The following is an 11,722-nucleotide window of genomic DNA, read 5'->3' as shown; positions in this document are numbered from 1 at the left end:
GTGGTAGAGCGTGTCGAACGACGGCACGGGCTGCCCGGCGCGGGCGCTGCGGCGGGCGCGTTGAAAGACCTTGGCGACGAGGGCCGACACCGGAGGACGCGCTCACCCGCGAATCGATCTCCGGCCTTCGGCCTGACCGCTGCCGCGCTCGCGCTGCTGGGCATCACGAGGCCTCGCGACCACCGACCAACCTTTCAAACGAACGAATTATAGCGCCGGGAAGGCGCCACCATGCCAGAAGTAAAAACACCTTTCACGATATGAAAAATTACAGAAGATAAAAGATATAAGACATCGCCCCCCGGAGGCCCCGACGAGCACCCGCGGATACCGCCGGGCGGCCCTGAAACCTGCGCCGGCACTGGCCTCAGGACGCACCGGAGTGCGACACTGCGCGGACATCGAAGCGGGCGGCGGCGAGACATGCAGCGCCCGGCCGCGAACAGGGGAACGCGAGCATGGATGCACAAGTCGGGGACAATCCGGTGGCGCAGGCGATCGCGCACGCGCTCGTCGAAGGCTTCAACAAGCACTACCGCATCTTCCGCGGCACCTCCCGGCGGGCGAAGGAATACTTCGAGGCGGGCGACTGGCGCGCGCAGCTCGACGCGGTGCGCGACCGCGTGCAGTTCTACGACGACCGGGTGGATGAAACCGTGCGCCGCCTGCTCGAAGAGTTCGACGCGGATTCGCTCGACGACGCCACCTGGCAGCAGGTGAAGCTGCATTTCATCGGCGCGCTGATCAACCACAAGCAGCCCGAGCTGGCCGAAACCTTCTTCAACTCGGTCGGCTGCAAGATCCTGCACCGCACCTATTTCAACAACGACTACATCTTCGCGCGGCCGGCGATCTCGACCGAGTACATCGAGTCCTACCCGCCGGTGTATTCCAGCTACTACCCCCAGGACGGCGGGCTGCGGGCGACCATCCGCCGCATCATCGAGGACTTCGACTGGCAGCGGCCGTTCGAGGACCTCGACCGCGACATCGACTGCATCATGCGCGCGGCGCTCGCCCACCTTGGCGAATGGCCGGCGATGGAGGTGAATTGCCAGTTGCAGGTGCTGTATTCGGCCTTCTACCGCAACAAGACCGCCTACATCATCGGCAAGGTGATCAACGGCTGGCAGGACTATCCCTTCACGCTCGCCGTGCGCCACGGTGCCAGCGGCCGGCTCGTCATCGACACCATCCTGCTCGACGCCTGGCGCATCTCGGTGCTGTTCTCGCTGTCGCGCGCCTACTTCATGGTGGATATGGAGGTGCCGTCGGGCTACGTGCAGTTCCTGCGTTCGATCATGCCCAACAAGCCGCGCAGCGAGCTGTACACCATGCTGGGGCTGGGCAAGCAGGGCAAGACGATGTTCTTCCGCGACCTGGTCGCCCATCTGCGCCATTCCAACGACCAGTTCATCATCGCGCCGGGCATCCGCGGACTGGTGATGCTGGTGTTTACGCTGCCCTCCTACCCCTACGTGTTCAAGATCATCAAGGACGTATTCGGCAGCTCGAAGAACATGGACCGCGCGACGGTGAAGCGCAAGTACCTGATGGTGAAGCAGGTGGACCGCGTCGGCCGCATGGCCGACACGCTGGAGTTTTCCTACGCCGCGCTGCCGCTATCGCGCTTTCACCCCGAGCTGCTGGAAGAGCTGCGCACGCTGGCGCCGTCCGCCTTCGAGATCGACGGCGACGCACTGGTGCTCAAGCACTTCTACATCGAGCGCCGCATGACGCCGCTCAACATCCACCTGGAAAAGGCGAGCGACGGCGAGGTGGAGGCGGCCGTGCGCGAATACGGCAACGCGATCCGCGAACTCGCCATCGCCAACATCTTTCCGGGCGACATGCTGTGGAAGAACTTCGGCGTCACCCGCTACGGGCGGGTCGTGTTCTACGACTATGACGAGATCGAATACATGACCTCGATGAACTTCCGCCGGATTCCGCCCGCGCCGCACGAGGACATGGAGTTGTCCGGCGAGCCGTGGTACTCGGCGGGGCCGATGGACGTCTTCCCGGAAGAGTTCGCCACCTTCCTGCTCGGGTCGCCGCGGGTGCGCAAGGCCTTCATGAAATACCACCGCGACCTGCTGGAGCCGGCCTTCTGGCAGGCGGCGCAGCAGGGCGTGCGCGACGGCCACGTCGAGGACTTCTTCCCCTACCCCGCGGAACTGCGCTTCAGCGTGATGTTCCCCGCGACGCCCGTCGCCGCGCAGGATTGAGCGGCTGGCCTAGCCGATGCGCGCCTCGTCGCTGCGGCTGTCGCTGCCGTTGTCGGTCCAGCGCACCGCGATGCGATCGCCGCTGGCCCCACCCTGGAAGCGGAACGCGAGATAGGGGTTGGCCGAAACCGAAGGACCAAACTGGGCCGCCAGCACGACGCGCTCGTTATGGGTGACGCTCACCTCGGTGATGAAGTGCGCCGGCACCACCACGCCGCCGGCGTCCTTGCGCTGGCCGTTTTCCATCACATGCGACATCAGCACACGGACTTCGGTGTAGCCGTCCTTGACGGTCGCGCGGATACGGGTCGGATTGGACATGCTGCTCTCCTCAGGCGCCACAGCCGCCCAGCGTCACCTTCACCTCGCGGCGGGCGACGTGGAAGCGGCCACCGGCCTTGACCAAGGCATAAACGTTGGCGCTTTCGGCCATCTTGATGCGCGTCTGGATATCCGGCGCCGTGCCAGGCGGGATCACGAAATGCGCCGCCAGCGTGTAGGGATTGCGGTCCACCAGCAATGCAATCTGTTCCGTCTGCGGCAGGTTGCTGACCACCGACACCGCGACCACCGCGCCGTTTTCCGCGATTTCCGGGGCATTGATGCGGATCTCCGTGCTCGGCGCGGGCTTGCCCGCCCCAAGCGCGGCAAACACCGCTTCAACCCCGCGGCTGTCGAAGGCCGCCTTGTCCCATGCCGCGCGCGCCACCTGGGGGCTTACGAGTCCCGCGCCCACGAGCAGGCCGAGCAACCCGAAGCCACCCCCTGCCTTCATCACTTCCCTGCGCCTTGAATCCATCCTTCATCCTTGCTGTCGATGCTGCACGTGCGCCGCCGCGGTCGGAACCGCGGGTTATCCGCCGTGGCGCGGCGGCGACGTTATACTTTGTTACCGATCCGGCATCTGCTGGGTGCCGTGTCCACGCCACCCCCGCCGGGGCCTGCCGACACCGTTTGCGACATCCCGATCCCGCATGAAATCCCGCGCCACGCTCACCGCCCTGTTCTGCCTCGGCCTCGCCCAGTCCGCCCTGGCCGCCGCCCCGCCACCCGGCCGCAGCCTGGCCGCAACCTGTTTCAACTGCCACGGCAGCGACGGGCGCAGCCAGGGCGCGATCGCATCGCTGGCCGGCATGCCCAGCGACACGCTGCTCGCCACGCTGGAGGAATTTCGCAGCGGCGCGCGACCGGCCACCATCATGCATCAGATCGTGCGCGGCTATACCCCGCAGCAACTCGAGCTGATCGCCCGTTATTTTGCGCAACTGAAGTGAGGCCGCCCAGCACCATGTTCCCCCGTCGCCGTTTTCTGCAGGGCATCGCCGCACTCGCCGGCGCACCGGCGCTGGCGCTGCCGCTCTCGGGCTGCGTCAGCGCGCCCGGCCGCGCCGCCCCTCATGTTGTGGTGGTGGGCGGCGGCTTTGGCGGCGCGACCGCCGCGCGCTACCTGCGGCTGTGGAGCGAAGGCACGGTCCGGGTCACCCTGATCGAACGCGACGCGCGCTTCGTGTCCTGCCCGCTCTCCAACCTGGTGCTGGGCGGCAGCATCGGCCTCGACGATCTCACCCGCAGCTACGATCGCCTGCGCGACGACTGGGGCGTGACGGTGGTGCGCGACGAGGTCACCGCGGTCGATGCCGCGGGACGCACGGTCACGACAGCCTCGGGCGCCCGCTTCAACTACGACCGCCTGGTCCTGTCGCCCGGGGTGGACTTCATCCCCGGCGCGATCGAGGGCCTGAGCCCGGGCGACGAGCGCGTGCCGCACGCGTGGAAAGCCGGTCCGCAAACCGCGTTGCTGCGCCGTCAACTGGTGGCGATGCGGGCGGGCGGGGTGTACGCCCTCCATGTTCCGAAGGCGCCCTACCGCTGCCCGCCGGGGCCTTACGAGCGCGCCTGCGTGATCGCGGATTACCTGCGCCACGCCAACCCGCGCGCGAAGGTTCTGGTGCTCGATGCCAATCCGGAGATCCAGTCCAAGAAGGCGCTGTTCACCGCCGCCTTCGCAGAGTACAAGGGCCTGATCGAATACCGTCCGAACAGCGACCTGCGCGCGGTGGATGGCGCCACGCGCACCGCAGAGCTGGAGTTCGAGCGGATCGCTGCCGACGTGCTGAACGTGTTGCCGCCGATGCGCGCCGGCGATCTCGCCCGCCGCGCGGGACTGCCCTTGATCAACGAGCGCTGGGTGGACATCGACTGGCTCAGCTACGAGGCGCGCGGCGTGCCGGGCGTCCACGTACTCGGCGATGCGGTGTTTGCGGCACCGGGCATGCCGAAGTCCGGCCACATGGCCACCCAGCACGCCCGCGTCGCCGCTGCGGCCATCCTGCGCCTGCTGGCCGGCGAGGCGCCCGACCCGGCGCCGGTGGTGATGAACACCTGCTACAGCTTCGTCGACGCGCGCCGCGTCATCCATGTCGCCTCGGTCCATCCCTTCGATCCCGAGAAGCGCCAGCCCGTACCGGTTGCGGGCGCGGGCGGCGTCTCGGCGGTCGCGAGCGAAGCGGAAGGCGAAATCGCGTGGACCTGGGCGCGCAACACCTGGCGCGACATGCTGGGCTGAGGCTACCAGCCGAGTTCCAGCATCCAGGGCGTGTGCGCCTGCCCCAAGGCGTGGCGCACGTAGGGGACCATCGCTACCGGCAGGTCGTCGGGCGCAAACCAGCCGATCGCGTCGCATTTTTCCGGCTCGCAGATCTCGGGCTCGCCCATCCAGGCTGCGGCGCGCAGGAAGAAGTCGATGCGGTTGGAATCGGAACGGCGGTGCACGACGCCGAGCCAATCCAGCGCAGCCTCGTCGACGCTCAAGCCGGTTTCCTCACGCAGCTCACGCACGGCCGCGGCGCGCACCGATTCGCCCTCCTCCACGTGACCACCCGGCAGACTGTAGAGACCGTCGAAAAACCCGGTGCCGGCGCGCCGCATCAACAACACGCGTCCACCACGCTCGCACACGATGTGCACGCCGGTGGGAATCCCCTTCGCCTGCACGTCAGTGCTTGCCGGTGCTGCCGAACCCTCCCTCGCCCCGCTCGCTGGCGGCGAAGTCGTCCACGACGTTGAACCCGACCTGCAGCACGGGCACCACCACCAGTTGCGCGATGCGCTCCATCGGCTGGATCGTGAACACGTCGCGGCCCCGGTTCCACACCGACACGAAAACCTGCCCCTGATAATCCGAATCGATCAGTCCCACGAGATTGCCGAGCACGATTCCGTGCTTGTGGCCCAGCCCGGAACGCGGCAGCACCATGGCGGCGAGTCCGGGGTCGGCGAGGTGGATGGCGAGTCCGCTCGGCACCAGGGTCGTCTCCCCCGGGTGCAGCAGCACCGGCGCGTCGAGGCAGGCGCGCAGGTCCAGCCCCGCGGCGCCGGCACTGGCATAAGCAGGCGGATGGGTTTTCAGACGGGGATCGAGCAGCTTGACGTCGATGCGGTGCATGGCGGTTTCCGATGGGTCAGCGGGAATTCGAAGGCGGCAGCAGGGCGGCCAGATGGTCGACGATCTGTCGGGCGAGTTCGGTTTTGGGCGCACGTGGCAACGGGTGCTTGCCGCGATCGTCGTACAGCACGACGAGGTTGTCGTCGCCCCCGAGGCCGTCGCCGACCAGATTGCCCACGAGCAGCGGCAGCCGCTTGTTGCGCCGCTTGCCCTCCGCATAGGCATCCAGATCGCGGCTTTCGGCGGCAAAACCGACGCAGAACGGCGCATCCGGGCGCGCCGCGACCTCGGCGAGGATGTCGGGATTGGGCGTCAGGGAAAGGTGCAAGGTGTCGCCCGACTTCTTGATCTTGTGCTCCGCCGTCTGCGCCGGGCGGTAGTCCGCCACCGCGGCGACGGCGATGAAGACGTCAGTGCCCGGCAGGGCGTCCAGCACGGCGCCGCGCATCTCCAGCGCACTGCGCACATCGACGCGGCGAACACCCCTCGGCACCGGCAAGGCCACCGGGCCACTGACGAGCACGACCTCGGCGCCGGCCTGGGCACAGGCGCGGGCCAGCGCGTATCCCATCTTGCCGGAACTGCTGTTGGTGATGCCCCGCACCGGATCGATGGCCTCGAAGGTCGGCCCCGCCGTCAACACGACCCGGCGCCCCGCCAGCGTCTTCGCCACGAAGAAGGCCTCCAGGCCCTCGAGCAGCGCCTCCGGCTCTTCCATGCGCCCCATGCCGGTTTCCCCGCAAGCCTGGTCGCCAGCCGCCGGACCAAGCATCGTGACACCGTCGGCGACGGCCTGGCCGACGTTGCGCTGCGTGGCAGGGTGTTCCCACATCTGGCGGTTCATCGCGGGCGCCACCAGCAAGGGGCAATCGCGCGCAAGGCACAAGGTGGTCAGCAGGTCGTCGGCCCGGCCGCCAGCGATGCGGGCGATGAAGTCCGCCGATGCCGGCGCGACGAGCACCGCGTCGGCCTCACGGCCGAGGTCGATGTGCGCCATGTTGTTTGGCATGCGCGGGTCCCACAGGTCGCTCCACACCGGATTGCCCGACAGCGCCTGGAACGTGACCGCGCCGACGAAGCGCGCGCCCGCCTCGGTCAGCACGACGTGGACGTCCACACCGGCCTTGCCCAGCAGACGTACCAGTTCGGCCGCCTTGTAGGCGGCAACCCCACCGGTAACACCCAGCACTATCCTCTTGCCTTGGAGACTGGTCATGACATTCGCGTTAAACTGGAAAAATACAAAGGCATAATCAAAACTGGCGCGAAGATGGCGATCACCGACTGGCCCGAAGACGAACGCCCGCGAGAAAAGCTGCTGTCGCGCGGCGCCAATGCGCTTTCAGACGCCGAACTCCTTGCACTGTTTTTGCGCGTCGGCATCCGCGGCCGCACCGCGGTGGACCTCGCCCGCGACCTCATCGCCCGTTTCGGCACCCTCACCCGCCTCTGTTCCGCGACCTCATCCGAGTTCGCCGCCATCCCGGGCATGGGGCTGGCGAAGTATGCCCAACTGCAGGCGGTCATGGAACTCGCCCGGCGCGCCCTGTCCGAAACGCTCTGCGCCCGCGACCTGTTCGACTCACCCGAAGCGGTGCGCGACTGGCTGCGGCTGCGGCTCGGGCACCTCCCGCACGAAACCTTCTGCGTCCTGCTGCTCGATGCCCGCAACACCCTGATCGACGCGGTCGACCTGTTCCGCGGCACACTGACCCAAACCAGCGTTTACCCCCGCGAAGTGGTCAAGCTCGCGCTCGACCGCAATGCCGCAGCGGTGATCTTCGCCCACAACCACCCTTCTGGCGCCGCCGAACCCAGCAGCGCCGACGAGCAGCTGACCCGCCACCTGAAGGACGCCCTCGCCCTCGTCGATATCCGGGTACTCGATCACTTCGTCGTGCCGGCGCACGGCAAGCCGACCTCGTTCGCCGAGCGCGGGCTGATCTAGGCCCGTGCGGAGCGCGAGAAAACATCCGTGATTGGCCTTGCCTACGCCCCGTCGCATAGGGTATATTCCGGCGTTTTCGCAATCCGAATTCCCTGGAGCATCGTATGGCTCGCGTCTGCCAAGTGACCGGTAAAGCACCGATGGTGGGAAATCACGTTTCCCACGCCAACAACAAGACCAAGCGCCGCTTCCTTCCGAACCTGCAAAACCGCCGGTTCTGGAGCGAAGCCGAAAACCGCTGGATCCGCCTGCGCGTCTCCAACGCCGCGCTGCGCACCATCGACAAGAAGGGCATCGACGTCGTCGTTGCCGAGCTGCGCGCGCGCGGCGACAAGATCTGAGCGCCCAGGCGCTTAGGCAAGAACCACGCGGCTAGCGCCGCCGAACTGAACGGAGATCGCCATGGCCAAGGGCATCCGCGAAAAGATCAAGCTGGAATCGACCGCCGGTACCGGTCACTTCTACACCACTTCCAAGAACAAGCGCACCACGCCGGAAAAGCTCGAGTTCAACAAGTACGACCCGGTTGCCCGCAAGCACGTGCCGTACAAGGAAGTGAAGCTGAAGTAATGCGGTTGCGGCCCAGGCCGCAGCCTGTACCGTCCGGCAGTTGTCGGACAAAGCACTTGCCATCGTCGCGAAGCGCTCGCCCAGCGAGCGCGGTGCTCCAGTAAGAACGCCTCTCCATCTCGTCACCCGGCTACGCTGCAGGCAGCCGCTGCGACGGGTGAACGCGGTAAAGCAAAAGGCCGCCGGGATTCCCGGCGGCCTTTTGCTTTACCTAGAGACCGACCTTCAGGCCATTCCCTTCGGGTCGCGCCTCCCTGGTGTCCGGCAATCAGGCTCGCTGGATGTTCGAAGCCTGCTTACCCTTCGGCCCCTGAGTGACCTCGAAGGAAACCTTTTCGCCTTCCTTCAGGGTCTTGAAGCCGTTCATGTTGATGGCCGAGAAGTGCGCGAACAGGTCTTCGCTGCCATCGTCAGGGGTAATGAAACCAAAACCCTTGGAGTCGTTGAACCACTTAACAGTGCCAGTTGCCATATTGCTCTAATCCTTCAAAGTTACTTGATACAAACCGACGATCCCCGTCGGCAGATGCCTCGTTGTCAAGTCAAGCATAACCAGCACTGCGGGCTCAGACCGCGACGCCAAAACGGCGCGCCCGGCCGCAACTAACAGAACCAGCGCATTACACCTTACACGACGCACGCGCTAGCTTTTACCCACTTGTCAGCACAGCGTCAACGTTTTCTTTGCCTTCCCCTTGCCATCACTGGCGTTCCCGCCGTCTGCGCGAAGCGCAAAATCCAATCCGAATTTCCGGGCTTTAAATGGCACGTTTCTGGCTAGATTGAAATCAACCGGAACGTCCTCATATCGGATTGGCGAGGTCGTTTTCCGGGACATCAGAGCGCTGAATTCCCCCTCCGGGAGGCGTGTTGCACTCTGCTTCGACTTGATTAGAATGGACCGCATGGCCACGCAGAAACAAGACGGATTCGTATTGGAAGCCAAGCGGACACGCACCCGTCCGCCCCCGTTGTACAAGGTGCTTCTGTTGAATGACGACTTCACTCCAATGGATTTCGTCATCGTCGTTCTGCAGAAATATTTCAGCATGGACCGCGAACGTGCCACGCGGGTCATGCTCCAAGTCCACAGAGAGGGCATGGGGGTATGCGGCGTCTTTCCCCGGGACATCGCATCGACCAAGGTGGAACAGGTCGTCTCCTTTGCTCGCCAGCATCAGCACCCACTGGCATGCGTGATGGAGGAAAACTGAATGATCGCGCAAGAGCTTGAAGTCAGCCTGCACATGGCCTTCGTCGAGGCGAGGCAAAAGCGACACGAGTTCATCACCGTGGAGCATCTGCTACTCGCCTTGCTCGACAATCCGTCGGCGGCCGAGGTACTGCGCGCTTGCGCTGCCAACCTCGATGAACTGCGCCGCGAACTGACCAACTTCATCAACGAGCACACCCCCAAGGTGGAAGGCAGCGAAGAGATCGATACGCAGCCCACCCTGGGATTCCAGCGCGTCATCCAGCGCGCGATCCTGCACGTGCAGTCGAGCGGCAAGAAGGAAGTCACCGGCGCCAACGTCCTTGTCGCGATCTTCGGCGAGAAGGACTCGCATGCCGTCTATTTCCTCCAGCGGCAGAACATTTCCCGCCTCGACGTGGTGAATTTCATCTCCCACGGCATCGCCAAGACGCCGCAGCAGGGCGGCGGCACGCAGGGCCGCGGGGCCGGCGAACAGGGTGAGCAGGGCGAACAGGAAGCCGAGGAAAAGCAGTCGGCCGGTGCGCTCGAGAACTACACCCAGAATCTCAACCAGCAGGCGTTGGTCGGCAAGATCGACCCGCTCATCGGCCGCGAGAAGGAAGTCGAGCGCGTCATCCAGACGCTGTGCCGCCGGCGCAAGAACAACCCGCTGCTGGTCGGCGAAGCGGGTGTCGGCAAGACCGCGATCGCGGAAGGCCTCGCGCGCCGCATCGTCGAAGGCCGCGTGCCGGAAATCCTGGAGAACGCCCAGGTCTATGCACTCGACATGGGCGCGCTGCTGGCCGGCACCAAGTACCGCGGCGACTTCGAGCAGCGCCTCAAGGCGGTGCTGAAGCAGCTCGTCGAAAACCAGGACGCCATCCTCTTCATCGACGAGATCCACACGCTGATCGGCGCGGGCGCCGCATCGGGCGGCACGCTTGATGCCTCCAACCTGCTCAAGCCGGCGCTGTCCTCCGGCCAGCTGAAGTGCATCGGCGCGACCACCTATAACGAGTATCGCCAGATCTTCGAGAAGGACCACGCGCTGTCGCGGCGCTTCCAGAAGGTCGACGTGACCGAGCCGTCGGTGTCCGAGACCGTCGAGATCCTCAAGGGGCTCAAGAGCCGCTTCGAGGAGCACCACGGCGTCAAGTACTCGGCCTCGGCGCTGTCGAGCGCGGCGGAACTGTCGGCCAAGTACATCAACGACCGTCACCTGCCCGACAAGGCGATCGACGTCATCGACGAGGCTGGCGCCGCGCAGCGCATCCTGCCGAAGTCCAAGCAGAAGAAGACCATCGGCAAGAACGAGATCGAGGAGATCGTCGCCAAGATCGCCCGCATCCCGCCGCGCACGGTGTCCAACGACGACAAGGCCGCGCTCAAGACGCTGGAACGCGACCTCAAGAACGTCGTGTTCGGCCAGAACGCAGCCATCGAGGCGCTCGCCAAGGCGATCAAGATGTCGCGCTCCGGCCTGGGCAACCCGGCCAAGCCGATCGGCTCCTTCCTGTTCTCCGGCCCCACCGGCGTCGGCAAGACCGAAGTCGCCCGCCAGCTCGCCTACACGCTGGGCATCGAACTGGTGCGCTTCGACATGTCGGAGTACATGGAGCGCCACGCGGTCAGCCGCCTGATCGGCGCGCCTCCGGGCTACGTCGGCTTCGACCAGGGCGGCCTGCTCACCGAGCAGATCACCAAGAAGCCGCATTGCGTGCTGCTGCTGGACGAAATCGAGAAGGCGCATCCGGACATCTACAACATCCTGCTGCAGGTCATGGACCACGGCACGCTGACCGACAACAACGGCCGGCAGGCGGACTTCCGCAACGTGATCATGATCATGACCACCAACGCCGGCGCCGAGACCATGCAGAAGTCGGTCATCGGTTTCTCGGCGAAGCGTGAGGCAGGCGACGAGATGTCGGAGATCAAGCGCATGTTCTCGCCGGAGTTCCGCAACCGCCTGGATGCGACGATCTCCTTCAAGGCGCTCGACAGCGAGATCATCCTGCGCGTGGTCGACAAGTTCCTGATGCAGCTCGAAGCCCAGTTGCACGAGAAGAAGGTCGAAGCCCACTTCAGCGACGAACTCAAGGCCTGGCTGGCCGAGCGTGGTTTCGATCCGCTGATGGGCGCCCGCCCGATGGCGCGCCTGATCCAGGACACCATCCGCTCTGCGCTGGCCGACGAGTTGCTGTTCGGCCGCCTGGCCAACGGCGGCAAGGTGACGATCGACATCGACGACGAGCAGAAGGTGAAGCTGACCTTCGACGAAACCGAAGTCGCGACGGTGTAAGCCGTCGGCTGGCTGCACGCCCGAAGGGCACGGT

Annotated in this window: 14 protein-coding genes; 8 read left to right on the top strand and 6 right to left on the bottom strand. The window is 65.5% G+C overall.

The genetic code is table 11. The annotated features are described in order from the left end of the window. Positions 1-458: 458 nt before the first annotated feature. Positions 459-2,228 (top strand): bifunctional isocitrate dehydrogenase kinase/phosphatase, encoded by a 1,770-nt coding sequence (aceK, locus tag dqs_RS06185; protein WP_065339944.1) that lies wholly within the window; start codon positions 459-461, stop codon positions 2,226-2,228. 9 nt (positions 2,229-2,237) lie between these two features. Here aceK and soxZ read toward each other — a convergent pair whose 3' ends face one another. Together soxZ and soxY are read right to left on the bottom strand one after the other, a co-directional pair. Beyond that, positions 2,238-2,549: a thiosulfate oxidation carrier complex protein SoxZ gene (gene soxZ, locus dqs_RS06180; protein WP_065339943.1), complete on the bottom strand. Its 312-nt coding sequence runs from the start codon at positions 2,547-2,549 to the stop codon at positions 2,238-2,240. Between the two features lie 10 nt (positions 2,550-2,559). Continuing rightward, positions 2,560-3,003: a thiosulfate oxidation carrier protein SoxY gene (gene soxY, locus dqs_RS06175; RefSeq protein WP_011764876.1), complete on the bottom strand. Its 444-nt coding sequence runs from the start codon at positions 3,001-3,003 to the stop codon at positions 2,560-2,562. 199 nt (positions 3,004-3,202) lie between these two features. Between soxY and dqs_RS06170 the strand changes: the two genes are divergently transcribed. Then, on the top strand, positions 3,203-3,502 hold the full coding sequence (locus tag dqs_RS06170) for a c-type cytochrome (RefSeq protein ID WP_011764875.1): 300 nt from the start codon (positions 3,203-3,205) through the stop codon (positions 3,500-3,502). Between the two features lie 14 nt (positions 3,503-3,516). Further along, positions 3,517-4,794 (top strand): NAD(P)/FAD-dependent oxidoreductase, encoded by a 1,278-nt coding sequence (locus dqs_RS06165; protein WP_011764874.1) that lies wholly within the window; start codon positions 3,517-3,519, stop codon positions 4,792-4,794. Between the two features lie 2 nt (positions 4,795-4,796). Here dqs_RS06165 and dqs_RS06160 read toward each other — a convergent pair whose 3' ends face one another. The 3 genes from dqs_RS06160 to coaBC are packed head-to-tail and all read right to left on the bottom strand — an operon-like array spanning position 4,797 to position 6,889. Beyond that, the gene (locus tag dqs_RS06160) at positions 4,797-5,222 is read right to left on the bottom strand and encodes an NUDIX hydrolase (protein WP_065339942.1); all 426 of its coding nucleotides are present in this window, start codon (positions 5,220-5,222) and stop codon (positions 4,797-4,799) included. 1 nt (position 5,223) lies between these two features. Next, a complete protein-coding gene (gene dut / locus dqs_RS06155) occupies positions 5,224-5,673 on the bottom strand; it encodes a dUTP diphosphatase (RefSeq protein WP_011764872.1) in 450 nt (149 codons plus the stop codon). Positions 5,674-5,689: 16 nt separating this feature from the next. Next, positions 5,690-6,889 (bottom strand): bifunctional phosphopantothenoylcysteine decarboxylase/phosphopantothenate--cysteine ligase CoaBC, encoded by a 1,200-nt coding sequence (gene coaBC / locus dqs_RS06150; RefSeq protein ID WP_011764871.1) that lies wholly within the window; start codon positions 6,887-6,889, stop codon positions 5,690-5,692. A 54-nt stretch (positions 6,890-6,943) separates the two neighbouring features. Here coaBC and radC point away from each other — a divergent pair, with 54 nt between their 5' ends. The 3 genes from radC (at position 6,944) to rpmG (ending at position 8,191) form a co-directional block, all read left to right on the top strand. Next, positions 6,944-7,621, top strand: a complete 678-nt coding sequence (radC, locus tag dqs_RS06145; protein WP_011764870.1) for a RadC family protein — start codon at positions 6,944-6,946, stop codon at positions 7,619-7,621. A 104-nt stretch (positions 7,622-7,725) separates the two neighbouring features. Beyond that, positions 7,726-7,962 carry a 50S ribosomal protein L28 gene (rpmB, locus tag dqs_RS06140; protein ID WP_011764869.1) on the top strand — a complete coding sequence of 79 codons (237 nt, stop codon included), beginning with the start codon at positions 7,726-7,728 and terminating at the stop codon, positions 7,960-7,962. A gap of 61 nt (positions 7,963-8,023) precedes the next feature. Next, the gene (rpmG, locus tag dqs_RS06135; protein WP_004258834.1) at positions 8,024-8,191 is read left to right on the top strand and encodes a 50S ribosomal protein L33; all 168 of its coding nucleotides are present in this window, start codon (positions 8,024-8,026) and stop codon (positions 8,189-8,191) included. A gap of 268 nt (positions 8,192-8,459) precedes the next feature. Here rpmG and dqs_RS06130 read toward each other — a convergent pair whose 3' ends face one another. Then, positions 8,460-8,663, bottom strand: coding sequence for a cold-shock protein (locus tag dqs_RS06130; protein WP_011764868.1), 204 nt, complete (start codon positions 8,661-8,663; stop codon positions 8,460-8,462). 433 nt (positions 8,664-9,096) lie between these two features. Here dqs_RS06130 and clpS point away from each other — a divergent pair, with 433 nt between their 5' ends. Then, positions 9,097-9,405: an ATP-dependent Clp protease adapter ClpS gene (gene clpS, locus dqs_RS06125; protein ID WP_011764867.1), complete on the top strand. Its 309-nt coding sequence runs from the start codon at positions 9,097-9,099 to the stop codon at positions 9,403-9,405. After that, complete coding sequence (gene clpA / locus dqs_RS06120; RefSeq protein WP_011764866.1) at positions 9,406-11,688, top strand: ATP-dependent Clp protease ATP-binding subunit ClpA; 2,283 nt, start codon at positions 9,406-9,408, stop codon at positions 11,686-11,688. The last annotated feature ends 34 nt before the right edge of the window (positions 11,689-11,722 follow it).

This window comes from Azoarcus olearius (assembly GCF_001682385.1).
Taxonomy (GTDB): domain Bacteria; phylum Pseudomonadota; class Gammaproteobacteria; order Burkholderiales; family Rhodocyclaceae; genus Azoarcus; species Azoarcus olearius.
Note: the sequence above shows the minus strand (reverse complement) of the source record. Positions and strands in the feature narration are given on the sequence as shown.